Source organism: Streptomyces capitiformicae (assembly GCF_002214185.1).
In the GTDB taxonomy this organism is placed as follows: Bacteria; Actinomycetota; Actinomycetes; order Streptomycetales; family Streptomycetaceae; genus Streptomyces; species Streptomyces capitiformicae.
The window spans coordinates 1,388,290-1,411,727 of sequence record NZ_CP022161.1; the positions used below are offsets into that span (position 1 = coordinate 1,388,290).

Annotated in this window: 19 protein-coding genes and 1 pseudogene; 13 read left to right on the plus strand and 7 right to left on the minus strand. The window is 69.3% G+C overall.

What is annotated here, in order from left to right; translation table 11 throughout:
* The first annotated feature begins 3 nt into the window (after positions 1–3).
* From arfA to CES90_RS06235, 6 genes and pseudogenes are all read left to right on the plus strand, one after another.
* Complete coding sequence (arfA, locus tag CES90_RS06210; RefSeq protein ID WP_189780347.1) at positions 4–1,503, plus strand: arabinosylfuranosidase ArfA; 1,500 nt, start codon at positions 4–6, stop codon at positions 1,501–1,503.
* A gap of 122 nt (positions 1,504–1,625) precedes the next feature.
* Positions 1,626–1,910 carry a hypothetical protein gene (locus CES90_RS06215; RefSeq protein ID WP_189780348.1) on the plus strand — a complete coding sequence of 95 codons (285 nt, stop codon included), beginning with the start codon at positions 1,626–1,628 and terminating at the stop codon, positions 1,908–1,910.
* Between the two features lie 528 nt (positions 1,911–2,438).
* A complete protein-coding gene (locus CES90_RS06220; RefSeq protein ID WP_189780349.1) occupies positions 2,439–3,209 on the plus strand; it encodes a class I SAM-dependent methyltransferase in 771 nt (256 codons plus the stop codon).
* 12 nt (positions 3,210–3,221) lie between these two features.
* Entirely contained in the window at positions 3,222–3,596 is a 375-nt protein-coding gene (locus tag CES90_RS06225) for a VOC family protein (protein ID WP_189780350.1), read from the plus strand.
* 51 nt (positions 3,597–3,647) lie between these two features.
* Positions 3,648–4,093: pseudogene (locus tag CES90_RS06230) on the plus strand (GNAT family N-acetyltransferase).
* A gap of 199 nt (positions 4,094–4,292) precedes the next feature.
* Positions 4,293–4,841: a DUF1062 domain-containing protein gene (locus CES90_RS06235; RefSeq protein WP_189780351.1), complete on the plus strand. Its 549-nt coding sequence runs from the start codon at positions 4,293–4,295 to the stop codon at positions 4,839–4,841.
* An 85-nt stretch (positions 4,842–4,926) separates the two neighbouring features.
* Here CES90_RS06235 and CES90_RS06240 read toward each other — a convergent pair whose 3' ends face one another.
* Both CES90_RS06240 and CES90_RS06245 read right to left on the minus strand, forming a co-directional pair.
* Positions 4,927–6,339, minus strand: coding sequence for an RICIN domain-containing protein (locus CES90_RS06240; RefSeq protein ID WP_189780352.1), 1,413 nt, complete (start codon positions 6,337–6,339; stop codon positions 4,927–4,929).
* Between the two features lies 1 nt (position 6,340).
* A complete protein-coding gene (locus CES90_RS06245; protein WP_189780353.1) occupies positions 6,341–7,426 on the minus strand; it encodes a glycoside hydrolase family 43 protein in 1,086 nt (361 codons plus the stop codon).
* A 238-nt stretch (positions 7,427–7,664) separates the two neighbouring features.
* Here CES90_RS06245 and CES90_RS06250 point away from each other — a divergent pair, with 238 nt between their 5' ends.
* The 4 genes from CES90_RS06250 (at position 7,665) to mmuM (ending at position 13,256) form a co-directional block, all read left to right on the plus strand.
* Positions 7,665–9,779 (plus strand): autotransporter, encoded by a 2,115-nt coding sequence (locus CES90_RS06250; RefSeq protein WP_189780354.1) that lies wholly within the window; start codon positions 7,665–7,667, stop codon positions 9,777–9,779.
* Positions 9,780–9,965: 186 nt separating this feature from the next.
* Complete coding sequence (locus CES90_RS06255) at positions 9,966–11,162, plus strand: NAD(P)/FAD-dependent oxidoreductase (RefSeq protein ID WP_189780355.1); 1,197 nt, start codon at positions 9,966–9,968, stop codon at positions 11,160–11,162.
* Positions 11,163–11,172: 10 nt separating this feature from the next.
* Positions 11,173–12,111 (plus strand): sigma-70 family RNA polymerase sigma factor, encoded by a 939-nt coding sequence (locus tag CES90_RS06260; RefSeq protein WP_189780356.1) that lies wholly within the window; start codon positions 11,173–11,175, stop codon positions 12,109–12,111.
* A 173-nt stretch (positions 12,112–12,284) separates the two neighbouring features.
* The gene (gene mmuM, locus CES90_RS06265; protein ID WP_189780357.1) at positions 12,285–13,256 is read left to right on the plus strand and encodes a homocysteine S-methyltransferase; all 972 of its coding nucleotides are present in this window, start codon (positions 12,285–12,287) and stop codon (positions 13,254–13,256) included.
* Positions 13,257–13,278: 22 nt separating this feature from the next.
* On the opposite strand, the gene CES90_RS06270 is transcribed toward mmuM, so the two are convergent.
* Positions 13,279–14,193 carry an ABC transporter ATP-binding protein gene (locus tag CES90_RS06270; RefSeq protein ID WP_189780358.1) on the minus strand — a complete coding sequence of 305 codons (915 nt, stop codon included), beginning with the start codon at positions 14,191–14,193 and terminating at the stop codon, positions 13,279–13,281.
* Between the two features lie 443 nt (positions 14,194–14,636).
* Complete coding sequence (locus tag CES90_RS06275; RefSeq protein ID WP_189780359.1) at positions 14,637–15,326, minus strand: hypothetical protein; 690 nt, start codon at positions 15,324–15,326, stop codon at positions 14,637–14,639.
* Between the two features lie 374 nt (positions 15,327–15,700).
* Between CES90_RS06275 and CES90_RS06280 the strand changes: the two genes are divergently transcribed.
* Positions 15,701–18,142 (plus strand): SpoIIE family protein phosphatase, encoded by a 2,442-nt coding sequence (locus CES90_RS06280; RefSeq protein WP_189780360.1) that lies wholly within the window; start codon positions 15,701–15,703, stop codon positions 18,140–18,142.
* Positions 18,143–18,159: 17 nt separating this feature from the next.
* Here CES90_RS06280 and CES90_RS06285 read toward each other — a convergent pair whose 3' ends face one another.
* Entirely contained in the window at positions 18,160–18,405 is a 246-nt protein-coding gene (locus CES90_RS06285; RefSeq protein WP_189780361.1) for a response regulator transcription factor, read from the minus strand.
* Between the two features lie 132 nt (positions 18,406–18,537).
* Here CES90_RS06285 and CES90_RS06290 point away from each other — a divergent pair, with 132 nt between their 5' ends.
* A complete protein-coding gene (locus tag CES90_RS06290; RefSeq protein ID WP_189780362.1) occupies positions 18,538–19,284 on the plus strand; it encodes an RNA polymerase sigma factor in 747 nt (248 codons plus the stop codon).
* A 105-nt stretch (positions 19,285–19,389) separates the two neighbouring features.
* A complete protein-coding gene (locus CES90_RS06295) occupies positions 19,390–20,451 on the plus strand; it encodes a LacI family DNA-binding transcriptional regulator (protein WP_189780363.1) in 1,062 nt (353 codons plus the stop codon).
* Positions 20,452–20,524: 73 nt separating this feature from the next.
* Here CES90_RS06295 and CES90_RS06300 read toward each other — a convergent pair whose 3' ends face one another.
* Together CES90_RS06300 and CES90_RS06305 are read right to left on the minus strand one after the other, a co-directional pair.
* On the minus strand, positions 20,525–22,102 hold the full coding sequence (locus CES90_RS06300; RefSeq protein ID WP_189780364.1) for a carboxylesterase/lipase family protein: 1,578 nt from the start codon (positions 22,100–22,102) through the stop codon (positions 20,525–20,527).
* An 80-nt stretch (positions 22,103–22,182) separates the two neighbouring features.
* Entirely contained in the window at positions 22,183–23,424 is a 1,242-nt protein-coding gene (locus CES90_RS06305) for an alginate lyase family protein (protein ID WP_189780365.1), read from the minus strand.
* Positions 23,425–23,438: the final 14 nt, after the last annotated feature.

Below are 23,438 nucleotides of genomic sequence, written 5' to 3' on the forward strand. Positions count from 1 at the left end.
GAATTGCCCCGGGCCCACATCAAGCTCGACAAGCAGGCCGTCATCGCTCCTGTCCGGCGCCGCACCTTCGGCTCGTTCGTCGAACACCTCGGCCGCTGCGTGTACACCGGGCTCTACGAGCCGGAACACCCGAGCGCGAACGACGAAGGGTTCCGTATGGACGTCGTCGCACTCGTCAGGGAGCTCGGCAGCACGACCATCCGCTACCCGGGCGGCAACTTCGTCTCCGGCTTCCGCTGGGAGGACTCGGTCGGCCCCCGAGACAAGCGCCCGGTGCGCCGCGACCTCGCCTGGCACTCGCTGGAGTCGAACCAGGTCGGCCTGGACGAGTTCGCCCGCTGGCTCAAGCTCACCGACTCCGAGCTGATGCTCGCGGTGAACCTCGGCACGCGGGGCATCCAGCCCGCCCTGGACCTGCTCGAGTACGCCAACCACCCCTCCGGTACGGCGCTGTCGGATCTGCGTGTCGCCAACGGCACGCCGGACCCGCACGACGTACGCATGTGGTGCCTCGGCAACGAGATGGACGGCCCCTGGCAGACCGGCTTCCTTGCGGCCGACGACTACGGCAAGCTCGCCGCCCGTACCGCCGGCGCGATGAAGATGGCCGACAAGGACCTCGAACTCGTGGTCTGCGGCTCCTCCAACTCCGGGATGCCGACCTTCGGCGACTGGGAGCGCACGGTGCTCGAGCACACCTACGACCACGTCGACTACGTCTCCTGCCACGCCTACTACCAGGAGCACGACGGCGACCTCGGCTCCTTCCTCGCCTCGGCGACCGACATGGACTACTTCATCGACACCGTCGTCGCGACCGCCGACCACGTGGGGTACAAGAAACGCTCCAAGAAGAAGATCAACATCTCGTTCGACGAGTGGAACGTCTGGTACCAAAAGGAGCACGCGGAGTCCGACGAGGTCAACGACGAGTGGCGGCACGCCCCCCGGCAGCTGGAGGACGTCTACTCGGTGGCGGACGCCGTCGTCGTCGGCAACCTGCTGATGACGCTGCTCAAGCACAGCGACCGCGTCACCTCGGCCTCGCTCGCGCAACTGGTCAACGTGATCGCGCCGATCATGACCGAGCCCGGCGGCCCGGCCTGGCGGCAGACGACCTTCTACCCGTTCTCGATCACCAGCCGGCTCGCCTCTGGTGCGGTGATCCGGCCCGTGATCGAGGCGCCGGTGTACGAGACGGCGCGCCACGGCGAGGCATCCGTGATCGACGCCGTCGCCACCGTGGACGAGGACCGGGCCGCGGTCTTCCTGGTCAACCGCGACCTGGCGGAGGCGGCGCAGGTCACGATCGACGTCCGCGGCCTCGGCTCGTCGCAGGTCACCGAGGCGGTCACGCTCGCCGACCCCGACGTGTACGCGAAGAACACACTCACGGAGCAGAACCGCGTGACCCCGGCGGCGAACACGACCGCGAAACTCGCCGACGGCGTGCTCACCATCGAACTGCCGCCGGTGTCGTGGACCGCAATCGCACTGGGCTGAGTACCGCGACCACCTGACGGCGGGCGTCGACGCATCGGGTTCGGCGGAAAGTCCCCCGCAGCTGCCGAACACCGGAGCGTCGACGCCGGAGCGCGGCGGGCATAAAGGTCCTGGTCTGGCTGATGATCAACGACAAGGACGCCGACGGCACCGGCTTCCTGCCCGGCATGCCGCGGCCGGCGATCCTCACCGTGGTCACATACTGCCGTTACCTCAAGGGCTTCACCCAGTGGCTGACCGGTCGCGGTATCACCCGCTTCGTCCAGGTCACGGCCGCGGACCTGGACGAGGGGCCACGAGTGCTCCGTTGCCCAGAAGAAGTTCCGAGCGGCACGAACGTGCCGCTCCGGTTCAACCACGGAGCGACAGAACGTTCAACAAAAGTAAAACGAACGCCCCGCCGCTAGGGCGTGTTGCGAAAGTCCCGCCTCCCGCCCGACGCCTGGCACGCTCCCCCACTCTCGGCTTCACTCGAGCGGGGGGACCCCCATGACGCCGCTCGGCCCGCCCTCCGGGCGGACGACGGGACTTTCGCAACACGCCCTGGCGGAGCGTCCTCGTCACCGCGGCACAAGCCGCGCACGAAGCACCAGACATGTAGCCGATGCTGCCGGAGTCGACAGCAAGTGATCCCTTGGCAAATGATCCCTTGACGTCACTCCGCCGCAGATCTACCAGCCACCCCCGCACTATGCCCAGCCCTTGTCCCCCGTCACGCCCGGCCGAGCCGACGCCGTCGTAACCAGTTGTTGCCTCCCCATGCTCCCGCCTATCCGCCTCCCGCCTATCCGCGCGGCCTCTTACTCAAGACCGCCGAACCGGCCCTCAGCCGCAGCGGAGACGAACACGGAGAGCTGCCCACGGTTCACTCAGACCTCCTACCTCATTGCGGAACGGCTCCTCCGGCGGATCATGTGGCTACTAGGCTGCGACGAATGGAACGCGCAACCGACGTGCCCGCGAGCTTCGCCCGGTCCCGGGATCAGGACCAGGTGAACGACTACGACAGTTTCGCCGAGGCGTACGCGGCGGACACCGAGAACAACCTCGTGAACGCGTACTACGCGCGGCCCGCGATGTTGGCCCTCGCCGGAGACGTGACCGGCCGTCGGATCCTGGACGCCGGCTGCGGCTCGGGCCCCCTGTCCGCCGCACTGCGCGACCGCGGCGCCATCGTCACCGGCATCGACGCCAGCGCCGGGATGCTGGCGCTGGCCAGGCGGCGGCTCGGTGACGACGTGGCCCTGCACATGGTCGACCTGAGCGACCCTCTGCCGTTCGACGACGGCGCGTTCGACGACGTGGTCGCGTCGCTGGTCCTGCACTACCTGGAGGACTGGGGGCCGACACTGGCCGAGTTGCGGCGCGTGCTCAGGCCCGGTGGCCGGCTGATCGCGTCGGTGGATCACCCTTTCGTGGCCTACACGTTCCAGGATCCCCGGCCCGACTACTCCGCGACCACCAGCTATACCTTCGACTGGACGATCAACGGGCAGTCCGTCCCGATGAGGTTCTGGCGCAAGCCGTTGCACGCGATGACCGATGCCTTCACCACCGCCGGCTTCCGCCTTTCCGTCATCAGCGAGCCGCAGCCCGACCCGGCCGCCCGTGAACTGTTCCCCGACGGTTTCCTGGACCTTTCGACCAAACCCTGCTTCCTGTTCTTCGTCGTCGAGGTACCCCCATCGGCGGCGGGCCCGGCCTGAGAGGCGTCACAATTGATTCGCAAGCTGCAGATGGTCGCGCTGGACTGCGCTGATCCGGTAAGGCTCGCCGAGTTCTACGCTGAGCTGCTCGGCGGCCGGGTCGTCGCGGACTCCGAGGATGCCGACTGGGTCGAGGTGCACGGGTTCGAGGGCATACCGCTGGCCTGCCAGCGGGTGGACGGCTACCGACCGCCCGAATGGCCCGGCCAGGAACGCCCGCAGCAGCTACACCTGGACTTCGACGTGGACGATCTCGACGGAGAGGAAAAGCGGGCGCTCGCCCTCGGTGCGACCGTTCTGGAGCGGTCGGACCAGCTCCGCCCGGGGGTCAACTGGCGCATCTACGCGGACCCGGCCGGTCATCCGTTCTGCTTCTGCCTCCACTGAGGCCATCGGGCCCGTTTGCCGCAGGCCGGCGCGGTCGTACAAGAAGCCTGCATGCTGAAGGGCGACAAGGTCGGGCTCAGGACCCGGCACGAGGACGACATCCCGGTCCTGCGGGCCGAGCTCTACGACGACGTGGTCAACGCCTCGCGGGCCGAAGGCGGGCCGTGGCGGCCGATCACGCCCGGCTCGAAGGACCCGCGGCTCGTCGTGGACGACAAGGAGCAGGGGCACGTCCCGTTCTCCGTGGTGGAGATGGACGGCGGCACACTGGTCGGCACCGCGACGCTGTGGGGCATCGACAATCACCACCGGTCCGCGCACATCGGGCTGGGGCTGCTGCCGTCCTCGCGCGGCAAGGGCTTCGGCACCGACGTGGTCGCGGTGCTGTGCCACTACGGTTTCGTCGTGCGCGGCGCGCACGGGTGATGGGCGAGTTCCTGGACGAGGTGCTGCTCGGGCTCCTCGCCCGGGATTGGAAGCCTGACTCGAAGGGCTAGGCCGTGTCGGGTCGGTGCTCGAAAACCAGTGGAACGGCGCCGCTGTGCGCCGTTACCGTGCTGCCGAACCAAGTCATCCAGGCAAGGACGTGCCGTTGTACACCCTGTGAGACCTCCCGAGAGCTGATCTGTCGCGCGTCGCGCATGTGCGCCGCGCTCCTTTTTGCTGCGGACTTCTCACTGAAACCGGTGTACTTCTGTGCTCAACAGCTGGGTGGTCATGCCCACCTGCCTGCCGACCGTTCTCCGCCGTTGCCACGCGTGCGCGTCCGAGCGTTTCCGGCCAAACGGTAAATTTCGTGTCAACGCAAACCACAAGCTCCTCGACGCCTGGCTCCTCGTGCTCTGTACCGCTTGCGGGGACACGGCAAAGCTCACGGTCCTGGAGCGGATGAACGTGCGCTCCGTACGGCCCGAGCTGCTGGACCGGATGCATGACAACGACCCTGGGCTGGCAGCTGAGCTGCTCCAGGATCCGGTCGTGTTGCGCCGTAATCGCATCGCCCTCGACTGGGCGGGCGCCTGGCGCCTCGACACCGGCGGATCGGATCACCTGGACCGCGAGGTGATCGATGTATCGGTCCGCTTTGCGGCGCGGATCCCTGTCCGGCCGGTGCGGCTGATCGCTGAAGGTTGCGGTCTGTCACGGGCCGAGGTCGAGAGACTGATCACGGAGGGGAAGGTCGTGTCGGCAGTCCGGCTGAGCGGCAAGCTCTCCGGCGACTTCACCTTCACGCTCAAGCGCTGATCCCTCCTCGGGACCAGGGGCCTGTCCGGCAGGATCCGCTGGACAGGCCCTGACTCCTGGCGGTGACCGACCTACTCGTCCGAGGTCAAGTGCCGTGCGTCCACTGCTGGTTCGTACCGCCGTTGCACGTGTACGTGATGACGGCGGCCGAGTCGGCGGTGGACGCGCCGTTCACGTCCAGGCACTCGCCGGTCGCGCGGGACTTGATGGTGACGTGGCCGCCCGTCGTGGTGAGCGACCACTGCTGGGCGGTGGACGACGCGTTGCAGTTCTGCTGCGTGACCGTGCTCGCGTTCTCCTGGACGCACAGGGAACTGTGACGGGTCATCAGTTGGTAGTAGCCGCTGCCGACGGACTTGAACCAGTACTTCTGGTTGTTGCCGCCGTTGCAGGTGTACTGCTTGATCTGGGCGCCCGCGCTCTGCGACTGATCCGTGACATCGGCGCACTTGGCGGAGTGGCGGGCGATCAGCGTGTTGTACGTGGCGCTGGTGCCGCTGATCGTGCCGGTGGCGGTGTCGACGGTGATCTCCGGGGACCAGGACATGGACATCGTGGTGGAGGTCGGGAACGTCAGGGGCAGCCAGACGTAGCGGGAGTCGTTGACCGTGCCGCCGAAGGAGTTGCCCCAGCGGTCGCCCATGTAGAGGTACGACGTGGTCGACGTGCCCTGCACGGGGAGGACGTACGCGGTCTGCGAGCCGAAGGTGGTCGCGTCGCCGACGTTGGTCATGGCCGTCCAGGGGCCGGCGATGCTGGTGGCGGTGGCGTACTGCTGCTGGTTGGGGTACCAGCCCGTCGCGCCCGAGGTCAGCATGAAGTAGACGCCGCCCCGCTTGAACAGGGCCGGGGCCTCGCGGTGGCCGCCGTGCCAGGGGTCGGCGACGAGGGCGGCGATGCCGGTGTAGTCGGAGGTCAGCCGGTAGATGTGCAGGTCGTAGTTCTCGCGCGCGGCCGAGATCATGTAGCCGGTGCCGTCGGTGTCCACGAAGACGGTGATGTCACGGGACATGTGGGTGCCGAGCGGACGGAAGCTGCCCTGCCAGGTGTAGTTCCCGTCGACGGTGTCGGAGACGGCGACGGCGGCACGCGCCTCGCTGTAGTCGGTGCCGTTCTCCTTGTGCATCCACATCACGAACTTGCCGGTGGACGCGTTGTACATGACCTTCGGCCGCTCGATGTTGGCGGTCGCGAGCTCGGGGTCGGTGGCCTCGGTCAGGACGTGGTTGCGGAACTCCCAGTTCTTCAGGTCCGTGGAACGGTACGCGGAGACGTACCGGAAGGTGTTGTCGGAGTTCCGGTTCTCGCCGAACCAGTAGTAGTACGAGCCGACCTTGATGACCCCGCCGCCATGAGCGTGCAGGGCGCCTCCCGAAGTGTCCGTGAACTGGGTGCCGTTGGGGACGGTCTGCGGCGCCGCCTGGGCGGGACCGGCGGTCGCGAGCGTGCCGACCAGGGCCAGACAGAGGGCGAGCAGGATCGCGTAGGCGCGTCTCATGTCAGCTCTCCTTCACGGGTGTGTCGGCCACGGGGATGCCGAAGTCGGGCGTGCCGTCGGGCTTCCAGCCGAGGCGCTGGATGCGGGTGTGGCGGTTGGGGTCGTTGAGCGGGTCTCCGACGATGTCCTTGTACTGGCGGGCGTGGTAGACGAGGACGTCGGTGCAGCCGTCCTCGGCGACCGTGAAGGTGTTGTGGCCAGGCCCGTACTGCTTGGTGGTGTCGTTGCTGGTGAAGACCGGTGTCGGCGACTTCGACCAGTTCGCGGGGTTCATCAGATCGGCGTCCGCGTCGACCGTCAGCAGGCCCATGCAGTAGTTGGAGTCGGTCGCACTCGCCGAGTACGACATGAAGAGCCGCCCGTTGCGCTTGATGACCGACGGACCCTCGTTGACCTTGAAGCCGATGACCTCCCAGTCCAACTCCGGGGTGGAGAGCCGCACCTGAGGGCCCGTCAGGGTGAGCGGGTCGGCCATCTTCGACAGCCAGATCGCGGTGTTGTTGTTCATGCCGGGCTCGTGCTGCGCCCAGGAGAGATAGCGGGTGCCGCGGTGGGTGAAGGTGGTGGCGTCGAGGGAGAACGTCTCCCAGGCGGTCTTCAGCTGGCCGCGCTCGACCCATGTGCCCTTGAACGGGTTGGGGTGGGAGTTCTCCAGGACCCAGATCCGGATCGCCCAGATGTCCTCGGCCGGCGCGGAGGCGAAGTAGATGTACCACTTGCCGTCGATGTGGTGGATCTCCGGCGCCCAGATGTGCGCACCCATGACGCCGGTGGCGTGCTTGCGCCAGATGACCGACTCGGACGCGGTCGACAGCCCGCGCAGGGTGCGGGATCTGCGCAGGATGATCCGGTCGTACTCCGGCGCGGTGGCCGTGAAGTAGTAGAAGCCGTCGCGGTGGCGGTGGATGTGCGGGTCGGCACGGTTACGGACCAGCGGGTTGACGTACGGGGCGGCCGCGCCCGGACCGGCGGGCGAGCTCGCCGCGTGGGCGGCCGTCGGCAGCGCGGTGAGGGCGCCCGCGGCTATGGCGCCCTTCAGGAGCAGCCTGCGGCTGGGGGGTTCGGGCAGGAGGTTGTCGCGGCTCATACGGTCTGCCTCTCAAGGGTGGTGGGGCACAGAAAGAAACAGAATCGTTCGAGATTTCGCACAAGATCGTTCATGTCGAACGCCGAAAAGGTAAGGGTGTGTTACGCCGAGGTCAACGGGGCGTACGCGACGATCACAGGCTCACAGGAACCAACTGACACATGGCAACTGACACGTGGAACCCGGGCGGTCGCGAAATTTCTGTTATCCGGGTGAGTCCCGGACCGTCTCCTGCGACGTGCACAGTCAAACCCACAAGACAGCGGCCGCCGCCGGAGTGCTGGCGGTCACCGCCCTCATGCTCGGCGCCCCCACCGCGTCCGCCGCCCCCCGCGATGTGACCGCCGACGTACTGGCCGGCCGGAACGTCACCCTCAATGGCGACACGGTGGTGACCGTGCCCGCCGGGACGACGAAGTACAACGGTGTCTTCAGCGGCACCGGCACACTCACCGTGCGCGGCAGCGGGACGCTCGTCCTCACCAAGGACAGCGACTTCACCCTGCCGAAGTCCCGGCAGCGGCAGGTGGTGAAGACACTCGGCGGCAACCACCCGTACGTCACCGTGACCAACCCGGACCCGCCGGCCGTGACCGTCGAGAAGGGCGCGACCCTCCAGTACGGCGACAGCGGTTCGACCGGTGCGATCGCCCACTACCCGTACAACACCCCGGCGTTCCGGCTCAACCAGAACAACATCCGGGTCGACGGCACCCTGCGGCTCGCGCTGAAGGCCGTCCAGTACAACCTGGGCACCATCAGCGGCTCCGGTCTCGTCACCCAGCCGAGGTTCCTCTGGGCCACCTGGGATCTGTCGGGCACCCACCCCTTCACCGGTGTGATCGACAACGGCACCCAGGTGAACGGCGGCGCGCCGGAGTTCGCGACCTCGCTGCCGGGTGTGCGGAAGATCCTCAACCAGGGCACCTGGACCGTGGACACGCCGCTGGGCCAGACCGTCACCATGAGCGCGGACTTCTACCAGCGCGAGTACGGCAGCGACGTCAACGTCCAGTCCCGGCCCGGCAGCAAGGTGATCCTCACCGGCCAGTACAGCTGGTCGAACCAGGGCGGCGACACCAACCCCTCGCTCAGCGATCCCGCCCTGAACTGGACGCCCGCGCGGAAGAACATCAACAAGCGGGGCACCAACATCAAGGGTGCCAACGTCCAGTGGGGCGACGGCACGACGAACAAGATCTTCATGCCGGGCACAGCCGAGACGGTGTACATCAACCTCCTCGCCGCCCGGTTCCGTTCACTGCTCACGTTCAACTACAACGGGCCGGTGACGCTGGGCGCCCCCATCGGCGGCGGGGTGTTCCACGACACCCTCTCCAGGCCCGGCGCGGGGGACATCGTCATCAAGGGGACGAAGGGCAACGACGTCACCTTCGCCGCCGTGCAGTACTACAACGGCTCGACGACCGTCGAGAAGGGCGCCGTGCTGCGGCTGGGCAGCGGCAAGTCCGGTGGGGACGGCGGGCTGTACACCAAGGGCGACCTGTACAAGGTGGTCAACAACGGGTCCCTGGTGATCCGGAACGTGTCGAAGCCCGTGTCCCTGTCGAAGGTCGGCGGCAGCGGCTCGCTCACCCAGTCCGGCGCCGCGACGACGACCCTGACCGGCGGCGCGGTGACGTACACCGGGACCACGACCGTCACCAAGGGCACGCTCGCCCTCCGGGGCGGGGCGACTCTGGCGCGCAGCAAGGCGATCCGGCTCACCACGGCCGGGGCCAAGCTCGACGTGGGCACGGCCGGGCTGAAGGTGACCAAGTCGCTGTCCGGCAAGGGCACGGTGAAGGGCTCGGTGACCAACGCGGGCCAGGTCACCGGCGGCCTCACGGTGACCGGCGGCTACACCCAGGCCAAGCAGGGCCGACTGGTGCTGGGCGCCAAGCCGTTGAAGGTGGTCGGCGCGGTCGCGCTGGCCGGGAAACTGGACCACTCGGCGCTGAGCAAGGCCACCGCGCCCGCCCGGAAGGTCACCGTCCTCAATCACACGGGGAAGGCGAAGACCACCGGCACGTTCAGCGGCCTGCGCGAGGGCGCCGCACTCGAGATCGCCGGCACCTCGTACAAGATCACCTACAAGGGCGGCGACGGCAACGACGTCGTGCTCACGGCGGCGAAGGCAGCCTCCTCCCTGTCCGCCAAGTCCGCCGCCTCCACCTCCGACTCCGCCGCCCAGAACACCAACACCCAGAACGCCGGCGCCTCGTCCGACAGCGGCCTCGGCTGGTGGCCGTACGCCGTGGCCCTCGGCATGCTGTCCGGCCTCGCCGTCCCGGTGGCCAGGCGCCACAGGAACAACCGGCGCCGGGGCGGGCGGCACGCGGCCACCGGCTGATACCTGGCGTATCACATGGTGGATACGGGCGGGCGATCGCTGTACGGGGGTCAGCGGTCGCCCGCCCTCTTCTTGTGCGTGAGAGGTCGTTTTCTCCCGTCGGTGACCCGCGTCACACCTGGCTCCTGTCAGCAATCGGGGCGCCGTCTCGTTCAAGGGGCACGCGAACGAGACAGGAGCAACGCCATGAAGCACCGCATCGTCGTCCTCGGCGCCGGATACGCCGGGGCCTTCGCCGCCGGAAACCTGGCCCGCCGGCTTTCGCCCGCCGACATCGAGATCACCGTCGTCAACGCCGTGCCCGACTTCGTCGAACGGATGCGGCTCCACCAGGTCGCGATCGGCCAGGACCTCGCGGTACGCAAGCTCGCCGACGTGTTCGCGGGCACCGGGGTACGGCTGCGCCTGGCGCGCGTCACCGGCGTCGACCCCGAGCGCAGGACCGTCGCCGTGACCGGCGAGGACGGCGACGGCGAGCTCGCGTACGACACGCTTCTCTACGCGCTCGGCAGCTCCGTCGCCCACCACGGCGTCCCCGGCGTGGCCGAGTACGCCTTCGATGTGACCGGCCGGTCCTCGGCGCTGCGACTGCGCGAGCGCCTGGCGAGGCTGGGTAAGGGCGGCACCGTCCTTGTCGTCGGTGAGGGGCTGACCGGCATCGAGACCGCCACCGAGTTCGCCGAGTCGCGGCCCGACCTCTCGGTCGCACTCGCCGCCCGCGGCGAGCTGGGTGCCTGGCTCTCCCCGAAGGCCCGCCGCCACCTGCGCCAGGCCTTCGACCGGCTCGGCATCACCGTCCACGAGCACACCCGAATCGAAGCCGTCGAGCCGACGCGGGCGATCGCCGGCGGTGTCGCCGGGCCGTCCATCCCGGCCGACGTGACCGTGTGGTCGGCCGGGTTCGCCGTGCACCCCATCGCGGCCGCCTGCGGCCTGGAGGTCGCCGAGACCGGCCAGATCGTCGTCGACCGCACCATGCGCTCGGTCTCGCACCCGGACGTCTACGCCGCCGGTGACTGCGCCTACGCGATCGGCGAGAACGGCAGGCCGCTGCCGATGTCCTGCGCCTCGGCCGGCCTCACCAACATGCAGGCGACCGCCGCGATCATCGCGCGCCTGACGGGCCGCGAGGTCCCGACCACCGGGCTGAGGTACTACGGCAACCACATCAGCCTCGGGCGGCGGGACGCGATCTTCCAGATGGTGGACGGGGACGTCCGGTCGAAGTCCTGGTACCTGGGCGGCCGGACCGCCGCGCGGCTCAAGTCGGGCGTGCTCAAGGGGGCCGGGTGGGGCATCGCCCACCCGACCTTCGGCATGCCGAAGCGCAGGCGCCGCCTGGCCACCGCGTCCGACCAGGCCGGTGTGAAGATCGCCGCCTAGGCTGTTCCGCATGGACAGCGCAGCCATCGATCGGTTCGAGGCCAGCCGGGGCCGGCTGGCCTCCCTCGCGTACCGTCTGCTCGGCTCGGCCGCCGACGCCGAGGACGCCGTGCAGGACACGTTCCTGCGCTGGCAGGCCGCGGACCGGGAACGTATCGAGGTGCCGGAGGCGTGGCTGACCAAGGTCGTCACCAATCTCTGCCTCGACCGGCTCCGCTCGGCACAGGCGCGCCACGAGCGCGCGGCCGGTGCCTGGCTGCCCGAGCCGCTCCTCGAGGGCGACCCGATGCTCGGCCCGGCCGACACCTTCGAGCAGCGCGAATCGGTGTCCCTGGCCGTACTGACCCTCATGGAGCGCCTCTCACCGGTCGAGCGGGCCGCTTACGTCCTGCGCGAGGCCTTCTCGTACCCCCACGCCGAGATCGCCGGGATCCTCGACATCACCGAGTCCGCGAGCCAGCAGCATGTCCACCGGGCCCGACGCCGGGTCACCGCCGAGCGCCGCGGCGGCGACGAGGTGGACCCCGCGTCCGCGCGCCGGGTCGTCGAGGAGTTCCTCGCCGCCGCCGTGTCGGGGCGCACCGAGCGGCTGGTGGCACTGCTCACCGACGACGTGACGGCGGTCTCGGACGGCGCCGGACTGGCCAGGCGGCTGCTGCGGTACACGACGCGCGAGCGCGTCGCCTCCTACGTGCGGGCCGGCTTCAAGCCCACGCCGGCGAAGCGGCGACTGGCCGGTGGCTCCCCCGTGTTCCACATCGCGATGGTCAACGGCTCCCCGGCCGTCCTCGCCGTGGTCGAGGGCCGGGTCGTGGGCGCCGTGGCGTTCGAAGTCGGCGACGGCAAGGTCGCGTCCCTGCGCGGCATCGCCGCCGCGGACCGGCTCGCGCGCCTCAACGAGGCCTGGCGGCAGCACGAGCCCGACGCGCCGGTCATCGACGCATGGTGACCAGAGCCACCGGAGTCCAGTTCGGGTGTGCTGGGGGCGGTCATGGCGGTTCCCGGGGAGATGCGGCGGGGAGGGGGCACGTGATCGTAACCCTGCATCCCACATACTGGGCAATCTGTACACACAGTGGACACGCTCGGCTGTCCAGGGGTGCCGTCGACTAGCGTCATGTCATGACCAGCGATGCCCGCCTCTCCGCTCCCCTCCTCGCCGACGCCCTCCTCGCCGACGCCCTCGCCGCCGGGACGCCGGGGCTTGTCGCGACGCAACACGCCCTGGTCCTCGACGGCGGCATGTCCAACCAACTCGAATCCGCCGGGCACGATCTGAGCGACGAACTGTGGTCGGCGCGGCTGCTGGCGGAGCAGCCGGAGGCGATCACCGAAGCGCATCTCGCCTACTACCTGGCGGGCGCGGACGTGGCCATCACCTCCAGCTACCAGGCCACCTTCGAGGGCTTCGCGAAGCGTGGCATCAAGCGCGACAAGGCGGCCGAACTGCTCGCCCTCAGCGTCGAGCTGGCCCTGGACGCGACCGAGCAGGCGTGGGCGAAGGGCGTCACGCGGCCCCTGTACGTGGCAGCCTCGGTCGGGCCGTACGGCGCGATGCTCGCGGACGGCTCCGAGTACCGGGGTCGGTACGGGCTGAGCGTGGCCGAGTTGGAGGCCTTCCACCGCCCCCGTCTTGAGGTACTGGCCGCCGTCGGGCCGGACGCCCTGGCCCTGGAGACGATCCCGGACACCGACGAGGCCGAAGCGCTGCTGCGTGCGGTGCGCGGGCTCGGGGTGCCGGTGTGGCTGTCGTACACCGTGGCCGGCGACCGCACGCGCGCCGGGCAGCCGCTGGAGGATGCCTTCGCCCTCGCGGCCGATGCGGAGGAGGTCATCGCCGTCGGGGTGAACTGCTGCTCCCCCGAGGACGTGGACCACGCGGTCGTTACGGCCGCCCGCGTCACCGGCAAGCCGGTCGTCGTCTACCCGAACAGCGGGGAGGCCTGGGACGCGACGGCCCGAGCCTGGACCGGGCGTTCCACCTTCACCACCGAGCAGGTGGAGGGGTGGCGGGCAGCCGGCGCCCGGCTGATCGGCGGGTGCTGTCGGGTGGGGCCGGAGGCGATCTCGGCGATCGCGACGACGTTGAACTGACAGGTCGGACGGGAGTCGAGGTTCACCGGGCACGTCCGGGAGCGGTGTCGTCGAGGAGTCGGCAGAACTCCTCCTCCAGGCTCGCGACCGGTTCGCCCAGTTCGAACACCTCGACACCGATGGCCGCGGCTGTGGCCAGGATCGTCTCGGCGCCGGTCCCCTGGACGAGCACGCCATGTGCCGTCTCCGACCGGATGTCGCCCGCGGAGGAGGCCAACTCGGCGGCCATGCGGGCGTCGTCCGAGGTACGCACCCGCAGCGCGCCTCCGGCGGGGCAGGAACGGCGGCGCAGGGCCTCGACGGGGCCGGTGAAGAGGATCCGCTTGCGCAGCACGATCACGTGGTCCGCGGTCTGCTCCACCTCGGCCAGGGCACGGCTCGACAACAGCACAGCGCATCCCTCATCGGCCAGGTCCCGCAGCAGAGTCCGCAGCCAACGGACGCCTTGCGGGTCCAGGCCGGCTGCGGGCTCATCGAGGATGAGAACGCGCGGGTCACCGAGCAGTGCGGTGGCGAGGCCCAGGCGATGGCGTGCGAACCGGGAGTACGTTCCGACCCTCTCCCCCGCGACGTCCTCGATGTCGGTCACTGCCAGGACTTCGTCCACCCGCCGAGCCGGGACACCCGCCTCGGCGGCGGCCAGCAGCAAGTGCCGGCGGCCCGTGAGCGCGGGGTGTGCGTCGGCGGTGTCGAGAGCCACCCCTACCCGCCGGGCCGAGCCCGGGAGTTCCGCGATGGGTTTACCGAGTACGGTAGCTGTTCCGCGGTCCGGGGCTACCAGACCGGCCAGTATCCGCAGGCAGGTCGTCTTCCCGGCGCCATCCGGCCCGAAGAATCCGGTGATCTCACCGAACTGGACGGAGAAGGTCACGTCCTCGATCGCGGTCCAGGGGCCGTAGCGCTTGGTCAGCCCGGAAAAGGAAATGGCGGCCGTCAAATTTTCGCTCCTTTCTGATTACTTCACGTACATCCATGTATGTACATTGACCGGCCTGTCTCGGTCGCTTGCGGGATCGACATAAGACCTGGCGGACCGAAGACCTGGCCCTTCCGCTGTCCCGCGTCCTTATCCTTCGCGCGCTGGAAATACCGTTCCGTGTAGATACTCCAGGGATTGCTCTCCGTGTCGAAGTAGCGTTGGCAGAGCGCAACGGCGAAGAAAAGTAGGTTTCATTTTCGTCATGTCCTTTCGATGACTTTTCCATCGTTACAGGCAGCAGGCGAGAAGTGCAGTCCCGAGACTTCGGGGCTTGACGTCGGGCGAGACATATGCGCAGCACCGGCCGCCGTGCCGTGACGTGCGGTTACGCGAACGCGCCCTCCGGTCCGGGCCGGACCGGAGGGCGCGTTCTTGGGTCGCCGAATGGGGCGCCGAGGTGGTCACACCTTGGACGGCGGCTTCGTGGTGGACGTCGGTTTCGGGGTGGACGGAGGCTTCGGATTCGTATGGGAGTACCCCATGGCCTTCTGGAATTCCTCCAGCGCCTTGAGAGCCGCGCAAGCCCCCTTGGCCTTGTCGCTCACGACCGACGCCGCGCAGACTCCCTTCTTGACCAGGTCCCAGATCTGGTCCTCGACGCCGTACCTGTACCAGCGCAGGTTGACCCCTGCCGGGCGCCACTTGTTGATGAGATAGTCCCGCTCCACTGTGTTGAAGAGCATCACATTCCTGACCGGCGATGGGCCCAGGGGCTTTCCAGCCCTGCCGCCGTGCACCACCCACTGGCACGTCTTTGTGTCCAGCTTCTTCGACCAGCCCAGATTGATGCCGCGCCCAAGACCCCGCTTCTGGTAGACCAGATACTGCTTGTACGAAGTGTTGTAGAGGGCGAGTTGCTGATCGTAGCGGATCGGGCTGGAAGTCCCCGGGCTACCGCACTTCATGAACTTCCACTCGGTCTTCGCGTACTTGCTCCACTTGAGGTCGACCCCTATCGGGCGCTTCTTGTAGTAGAGATGGTCCTTCTCGCGCTGGTTGTAGAGCGCGAACGGCACGTTGGTATGGGAGGGACCGGAGAATTTCAGTGTCCACTGCGCGGTCGCCTGCTTGGTCGGATTCGGGAGCGGCACGGGCTGTGGCTGTGCCGCAGACGCCTGCACTTGCGATACCGCTGTCGCCATCATGAGCGTCCCGAGGACACTCGCGATGGCACGATGTGACATTGCTCTGGACATGGGTAACTCCTCGCGAAATCGGGAGGCTTTCCGAATCGGCGGTGATGCCGAATTCGTTGACTCGACTTTCCGTGAGGAGAGGAGGCGGGGGTAGTCCCGTAATGCCGGGGCTTGACATCCTCCCCGAGCCCGTCCCCCGCCGTTCCCCCTGGTCGACGTGCTGCGTTGGTGCTCGGTGGACCGCAGGTCGATGCTGGTGAGGAGGGCGCTGGCCGTGCGGGTTCCCGTGGGAAGCGGATACGAAATCAGCAGGCGTGAGGTGAGCGGTGATGGAGCGACGCACCCATCCCGGGGAGCGGCTTGACGAGGCACAGGCCGCTGGGGAGCCGGCCTACACGGCCACGGCCATCATCGACGAACACGGCCTTGTGACGGGGTGGAGTGAGGAGGCCCGGCGGCTGCTGGGGTATGCGTCCGCGCAGGTGGTGGGGTCTCCCGCTGCCGGGCTGCTCGCCGATGACGTCGGCGAGCGGGTGCGGCGGGCGGCGGCGGGGCAGGAACGCCTCAACGGCACGGTGACGCTGCGGCACAGCGACGGCCACCGGCTGCGGCTGGGGCTGCTCGCGCACCACCGACAGGGGAGCGACGGGAAAGCCGAGTGGCTCGTGCTGTGCGCGGTGGCGGACCCGGCGCATACGCTCCGGGGTGAGGCGCTGGCGGAGTGGACGTTCGTTCAAGCCCCTTGCCCCATGGGGGTGTTCGACACCGACTTGCGGCTGGTGCGCGCGAACGCGGGCATGGAGGGCGCGCTGTCCATGGAGGCACGGCAGATGCTCGGGCTGCGTCTGCCGGAGATCGCGCCGTGCCCGGAGAACGACGAGGTCGAGAAGAGAATGCGGCTGGTGGTGAAAACCGGCCAGTCGCAGCGGGTGGAGCCCTGTCTTCATCCCGTGGGTGTCAACGCGTGGCAGAACTGTTCGGCCACGCTTGCCCCGTTGAGGGACCCGGACGGCCGGGTACGCGCCGTGTGCCTGACGGCGCACCACGAGCAGGAGTACTTCACCCAGGCGCGAACGCTCCTGCCGAACGACACAGTCCCCGACACCGATACCCGCATCGGCACCAGCTCGGACATCACCCGTACCGCGCGGGAACTGGCAGACACCGCTGTGCCCCGGCTGGCGGACCTCACCGTCGTCGACCTCCTGCAGGGCGCCCCCTACCGGGTGGAGGCACTCCCCTTCTCTCCGTCGGAGCCGGTGACCGTGCGTCGTGTCGCTGTGCGCTCGGTCCTCGATGACAGCCCTGAGTCCCTGGGACTGCCGGCGGGGACGACCGCCTACCCGGTGCTGTCTCCCCCGGCCAGATGCCTGGCCCAGGGCAGCGGTGCCCTGTACGACACGGCCGAGGCCGGTATCGCCCAGTGGGTCCAGCAGGACCCGGCAGCCGCATGGATCCGCCGGTCCGGAACACACTCGATGATCGTGGTGCCGATGCGGGCGCACGGCACCGTCATCGGCGTGGCGTTCTTCGGCCGTAACCGGCGCCCCGAGCCCTTCGAACCGGAGGACCTGCTGCAGGCCGAGGAACTCACCGCCCAAGCGGCCGTCAGCATCCACGAAGCCGGTCTGCACCCCCGCCCGCGCACCACCACCATGACGCTGCAGAGCAGCCTGCTGCCGCGGACGCTGCCCGTGCAGGCGGCTCTGGAGGTCGCCTCCCGCTATCTGCCCGCCGCGACCCGCGCCGGCGTGGGGGGCGACTGGTTCGATGTGATTCCGCTGTCCGGCGCACGGGTGGCCCTCGCCGTCGGCGACGTCGTCGGCCACGGCATCCGTGCCTCGGCCACCATGGGTCGGCTGCGCACCGCGGTGCGCACCCTGGCCGATGTCGACCTGCCGCCCGACGAGCTGCTCACCCACCTCGACGACCTCGTCCTGCACCTGTCCGCCGAGGAGGGCGACAGGGAAGGCACCCCCGAGACCGCCGGAGGCATCGGCACCACGTGCCTGTACGCGGTCTACGACCCGGTCTCACGCCGCTGCACCCTCGCCCGGGCCGGCCACCCCCCGCCCGCCGTGGTCACCCCCGACGGCACGGTGTACTTCCTCGATGTCCCGGCCGGCCCGCCGCTGGGCCTGGGCGGTCTGCCCTTCGAGACCATGGAGACCGAACTGCCGGAGGGCAGCCTCCTCGCCCTGTTCACCGACGGTCTGCTCCAGCCCCGCGACCATGACATCGACGAAGCCCTGGACAGGATGTTCACTGCCCTGTCCCGCCCCGCCACGCGAGTGGAGACGGTCTGCGACAGGGTCCTCGCGGCGGTGCTGACCGACCGCCTCGATGACGACATCGCCCTGCTCATCGCCCGTACCCGGGCGCTGCACGCCGACCAGGTCGCCGTCTGGGACCTGGCCAGCGACCCCTCGATCGTCGCCCAGGCCAGGCACCATGCCACCGAGCAACTGGCCGCCTGGAGACTGGACGACGCCGCCATGATCGCCGAACTGATCGTCAGTGAACTGGTCACCAACGCCATTCGCTACGGCCGACCGCCCATACAGCTGCGGCTGATTCACGACAACGACATCCTGATCAGCGAGGTTTTCGACGCCAGCAGCACCGCCCCGCACCTGCGGCGCGCCCGGCTGTTCGACGAAGGGGGTCGGGGCCTGCTGTTGGTCGCCCAGCTCGCCCACCGATGGGGTACCCGTCATGACCCCGTCGGCAAGACCATCTGGGCCGAACAGTTCCTCGCGGCCGGCACCTGAGGCTGCCCCGCAGGAGGTCACAGCCCGAGCATCAACGCCAGCCGGATCAGTTCCGCCTGGGTGTGCACGCCGGTCTTGGCGCGGATCCGGCGGAGATAGCCGTCAACGGTGTGCACGGAGATACCGATCCGGCGTGCCGTTCCGGCATAGGTGCATCCCTCTGCCAGGTGCCGCAGGATCTGCCGCTCGCGGGACGACAGGGCGGGACGTGACGACTGGGCTGGACGGGACGACCGGGCGGCGGCGCCAGGCGACTGATGCATGCGGACTCCTTCAGCAGGCGGGGCCCGATGCCCCGCGCTCGCCTTACAAGAGCCGCGACGGCAGCACATGCCAACACCTTTCCGGCACCTCTTTTCCTTGAAATATGCCTATTTTGTTCTACTGTCGCCTATATGGACGACCGCACGATGGTGGCCGCGATCCGGGCCGGGGACCCCCGGGGGCTGGCAGCGGCATACGACGCCTACGCAGGTCAGATCTATGGCTACTGCCGTTCAGTCCTTCACAACAGCGACGCCGCCGCCGATGCCTTGCAGGACACCTTCGTCCTCGCCGGCAAGCGCATCGACCAGCTGCGAGACCCTCAGCGGCTACGCCCATGGCTCTACGCGATCGCCCGCAACGAATGCCGGCACCAGCTGCGCGCCAAGGGCCGCACCACCCCGCTCGAAGAAGCCGACGAGCCGGTCGACGAGGCTGTCGACCTCGGTGCGCGCCTGCGTGCCGAGGAGATCCGGACTCTGGTCTGGGAGGCCTTCGAAGGGCTCAACTCGCGTGATCGCGAGGTGCTGGAACTGTCGGTACGCCAGGATCTGGACGGTGCCGACGTGGCCGCGGCGCTGGGGATACCGCGCAACCATGCGCATGCGCTGCTGTCCCGAGCACGGCAACAGTTCGAGAACGCCGTGACGGCGGTGATCCTGGCCCACCACGGGCGGAGGGACTGCGCCGAGCTGGCCCGGATACTGGACGGCTGGGACGGCACCATGACCGTGCTCATGCGCAAGCGCATCACCCGCCACATCGGGCAGTGCGACATCTGCGACAACCCCGTGCGACGCGATGCCCGCGCCTCGGACGTGACCCACGCAGTTCCCGGTGCCCCGCCTCCCCCCGGTACTCCGCGATCGGGTACGTGAAACCGTCCTCGCTCAGACAACCGGATGAGGGCGACGGGGGCGAAAGGCGCAGGGTCCGCTGTTAGCCTCCTTGCGGGGAAACCGGTTGCTGGACAGGGGCGGGCCATGACGAGGAAGAGCGCCGACAACGGCAGCCGCAGCACGATCCGGGACGTGGCCGCACGCGCCGGGGTCTCTGCGGCGACGGTGTCGCGCGTGCTCGGCGGCGTCTACCCGGTGAGCGCCACCACCCGCACCCGCGTCATGCGAGCGGTCCGCGACCTCGACTACGTCGCCGACGCCCGGGCCAAGGCGGTCGCGGGCGTCGGCACTCCCACCCTCGGGTTCGTCCTCGACGACATCACCGGCCCCTCCTTCGCGCTCATGGCGCACGGCGTGGAACGCGAGGCGACCCGGCTCGGCCATCTCTGCCTGGTGTGCAGCACCGACGGTGACGCCCAGCACGAGCTGGACTTCGTCGAGACGATGCGGGCGCAGCGAGCCGCCGCCGTGATCCTGGTCGGCGGGGGCGCGGACACGCCCGAGTACCGCGCGCGTACCGCCCATGTCGCGGACGCACTCGCCGCCGCCGGGTCACGGCTCGTGCTGTGCGGACGGCCGCCGCTGGACCCCGGCGCGCCGGTCACGGTCATCGAGTACGACAACGAGGGCGGCGCCTACGCCCTGTGCTCGCACGTCCTGACCCAGGGCCACCGACGGATCCTGTTCCTCGGCGGCAAGCCGGACCACACCACCGCGCAGGGCCGCGAGCGGGGCTATCTGGCCGCACATCGGGCGCGGGGCGTCGAGACGGATCCCGCGCTGCGGCTGACCGGCGACTTCACGCGGGACTCCGGGTACCGGCTGATGCGGCAGGCGCTGGACGCCGCGCTGGAGTTCACGGCGGTGATGGCCGCGACCGACATGGTCGCGGCCGGCGCGCTGACCGCGCTGCACGAGGCCGGGTTGACGGTACCGGGGGACGTTTCACTGGTCGGGTACGACGACATTCCGTTCGCCCGGGATCTGCATCCGGCGCTCACCACGGTGCATGTGCCGTACGCGGAGTTGGGGCGGCTTGCGGTGCGGACCGCACTGGGGCGGGAGCGCGGGTCGTCGTCCGACGAGCATCTTTTGCTGGGGACGCATGTGGTGGTGCGGGATTCCGTGGGGGCTGTGAGGTCGTAGGGGCAGGGGGACTTCTGGGGCTTCTGGGGCTTCGCCCCTCAGCCTGTGTGGACCAGTGGTCTCAGGGCCGGGGCTACAAGGCGCGGCGGAAGCGGCGCAGGGCCGCGCGGGGTGTTCCGCCGGAGGTGATGAAGGCGCCGGAGCCCTGGGGCCTGCGGGGTCTTCTGTTGTCCGCGTCCCAGAGGGCCAGTTCGCGGTCGTACGGGCCGTGCACGACCTCGCCGTCGGCCGGGGCGTCGAAGACGCGGACCGGGTGGGTGGCGTCCCACGGGACCCAGCCGGGGTCACCGTGCGTCGCGAAACGCACCCACGCGTCGTGCATGGCGGTGGCGAGGGCGTGGGGGGCGTCCTCGCCGGCGAGCTTCGCGGCGGCGGGGGTGTCGCCGGTGTCGAAGACGAAACCGAGTTCCAGGGCGTGGCAGGAGCCGAGGGCGGGGAGGTTGGAGGGCCAGGCGAACTCGTAGACATAGGAGGGGGCTTGGCCGATGCGGGCGTCGGCGACGCGGTGCAGGGGGACGCGGAGGAGGTGGTCGGTGACGAGTTGGCCGACGAGGTCGGCGGTGCCCTTGCCGGGGTGGAGTTCGCGGTAGCCGCGGGGCACGTCGGGGCCGCAGTGGCAGCGGGCGCGGGCGCCGGCCAGGGCCACCGCGCCGAGGCGGTCGAAACGGTCGAGGAGGCCGCCGGGGACCAGCCAGAGTCGGTGCTCGTCGGTGGTCCAGCCCATGAGGAGGTCGATGTCCCGGGCCATGCCGTGCTCGACCAGGGCCTCCAGGGGGTCGTACGGCAGCAGGTCGCCGTCGACGACGATGCCGAAGGCGGGGCCGCCCAGTACGGGGCTGCTGAGGCGGCCGACCTCGGCCTGGGCCTCGGCCAGCGCGGAACGGTCCACGGCGGCGAAGGCCGCGGCGGTGGCCGGGACCTTCAGGCGGGTGGCCATCCGGCGCACCATGCGGCGCACCTTGTCCCGGTCCAGGGCCTCCGGCGGCCCGCTCTGCAGCACGGCCCGCCGGAACAGCCCGCGTGCGCGCGGGGCGGCCAGCAGGGCGCCGATGCTGATGGCACCCGCCGACTGGCCGGCGACCGTGACCCGGTCCGGGTCACCGCCGAACTCGGCGATCGACTCCCGCACCCACTCCAGCGCGGCCAGCTGGTCCCTCAGTCCGTTGTTGGGCGGCGCGTCCGGGAAGAGGCCGTAACCCTCCACGCCCAGCCGGTAGTTGAGGGAGACGAAGACCACGCCGTCGTGTGCGAAGCGGCTGCCGTCGTACACCGGGACCGCCGACGAGCCGCGGGTGAGCGCGCCGCCGTGGATCCAGACCATGACGGGGAGCCGGCCCCCTCGGCCCGGCTCCGGTGTCCACACGTTGAGGTTGAGGCAGTCGTCACCCGGCACGACGGGGTCCGACAGATAGCGGGCGAACGCCTCCGAGTACGGCGGTTTCGGCGGCGTCGGCCCGAACGCGACGGCGTCCCGCACCCCCGCCCAGGGCTCGGGCGGCTCCGGCGGCCGGAACCGGCGGGAACCGAAGGGCGGCGCCGCGTACGGGATGCCGCGGAACACCGCGATCCGACATGCCTCTCCGTCCTCGTAGCTGCCGCGTACGTCCCCGTACGGCGTCCTGACCACGGGGCCCTGCCGGTCTGCCGTCATATGCGCAGCTCCTCACACCACGCGAGAACCGTCGTTCACACCACAGCACCACATCCCTTCCCGGTATTCCGGTTCTGCGGCTATTTGGCGTACAGCAGGGTGCCGAAGCCCGTCTGGTCGAAGCCGCCGCTGGTGGAGCCGTAGTCCCCGCCGCCGCCCTCGGGGCGGACTCGCTCGGCCATGCGGGTGATGTACGGGACGGACAGACCCCGTCGCCGTGCGTAGTGGTAGTGGAGGATGTCCCACACCGGGCGGAGCTGTCCCCGGCTCGCGGAGGAGATCACCGTGTGGGTCTGCTGGGCGCAGTTCTGGCCGCTGCCCCAGGTGTACGTCGTGAAGGGCACGTTCTCGCCGAGGTTGTACTTCGCGACGTACTGGGCGGCCTTCATGAACCTGTTGTTGTCGTAGCCGTACAGGTCATCGCCCTGGTTCCAGGCCATCTCGCAGAAGGCACCCATCTGGCCCATGCCCATCATGACGTGCCCCTGGTCGCGGCCGGACTCCTGCCACTGGGCGAGGCCCTCGCTGTCGTACACGAAGGGGACCGCCTTGCGGATGGCGCCGTTGCCGGCGCCGTTCTTGAAGTAGTTCACGGCCCGGTCGTACTTGGCGCCGTCGTCGCACAGGATCCCGATCGCGAGGATCGAGTTCATGTTGCACAGGTCCCAGTTGGCCCAGTAGTTGGTGATGCAGGCGTCGTTGTGGTTGCTCAGGAACTGGTTGTTGAGCGGGTAGAAGACGTTGAGCATCATCCTCTTGAACCGCTCCAGGTCGAACCCCCTGTAGCCGCGCACGAGTTCGGCGACGTTGGCGAACTGGTAGCCGTAGATCCCGGCGGCCAGGAAGCGGTCCGCGTTGCCCGTGACGCTGGTGAGGGTGGACGACCAGGCGTTGAGGATCCTGACGGCCGCGTCACCGTTCGCCCTGGTCCCGGCGATCTGCCAGCGCAGGGCGTTCTGGTAGGCGGCGTGGATGTCGTTGTACAGGATGGTGTAGTTCTCGCCCGTGCCACCGCGGATGATCGTGGCCTGTGGCCTCGGTGTCCAGGTGCTCGCGGAGTGGGAGTTGGCGGTCAGGCGGTTCCAGCCGGACAGCCACGGGTTGTTACCGGCGGCGACGTGGAACTTGGCGCGGTTGAGTTCGCCGTAGGCGTGCAGCATGCCCGGGTGGGTGAAGGTGGCGGGGGCGGCGTCCGCCGTGGAGGCGGCGAAGGCACTGCCGAGGGCGAGAGCGGCGGTGAGGCCGCCGGCGGTCCGGAGCAGACCGCGGCGTCTCAGCTCGCCGTCGTCGCCGTGCGTGGTGTGGGGGGACGTGCGGCTCATGGCGCGTCTCCAAT

Coding starts and splice junctions, on each gene's coding strand:
- CES90_RS06290 (WP_189780362.1), top strand. CDS start 18,538: ATGGACGACCGCACGATGGTGGCCGCGATCCGGGCCGGGGACCCCCGG.
- mmuM (WP_189780357.1), top strand. CDS start 12,285: ATGACCAGCGATGCCCGCCTCTCCGCTCCCCTCCTCGCCGACGCCCTC.
- CES90_RS06305 (WP_189780365.1), bottom strand. CDS start 23,424: ATGAGCCGCACGTCCCCCCACACCACGCACGGCGACGACGGCGAGCTG.
- CES90_RS06240 (WP_189780352.1), bottom strand. CDS start 6,339: ATGAGACGCGCCTACGCGATCCTGCTCGCCCTCTGTCTGGCCCTGGTC.
- CES90_RS06245 (WP_189780353.1), bottom strand. CDS start 7,426: ATGAGCCGCGACAACCTCCTGCCCGAACCCCCCAGCCGCAGGCTGCTC.
- CES90_RS06280 (WP_189780360.1), top strand. CDS start 15,701: ATGGAGCGACGCACCCATCCCGGGGAGCGGCTTGACGAGGCACAGGCC.
- CES90_RS06220 (WP_189780349.1), top strand. CDS start 2,439: ATGGAACGCGCAACCGACGTGCCCGCGAGCTTCGCCCGGTCCCGGGAT.
- CES90_RS06300 (WP_189780364.1), bottom strand. CDS start 22,102: ATGACGGCAGACCGGCAGGGCCCCGTGGTCAGGACGCCGTACGGGGAC.
- CES90_RS06295 (WP_189780363.1), top strand. CDS start 19,390: ATGACGAGGAAGAGCGCCGACAACGGCAGCCGCAGCACGATCCGGGAC.
- CES90_RS06285 (WP_189780361.1), bottom strand. CDS start 18,405: ATGCATCAGTCGCCTGGCGCCGCCGCCCGGTCGTCCCGTCCAGCCCAG.
- CES90_RS06255 (WP_189780355.1), top strand. CDS start 9,966: ATGAAGCACCGCATCGTCGTCCTCGGCGCCGGATACGCCGGGGCCTTC.
- CES90_RS06215 (WP_189780348.1), top strand. CDS start 1,626: ATGATCAACGACAAGGACGCCGACGGCACCGGCTTCCTGCCCGGCATG.
- CES90_RS06260 (WP_189780356.1), top strand. CDS start 11,173: ATGGACAGCGCAGCCATCGATCGGTTCGAGGCCAGCCGGGGCCGGCTG.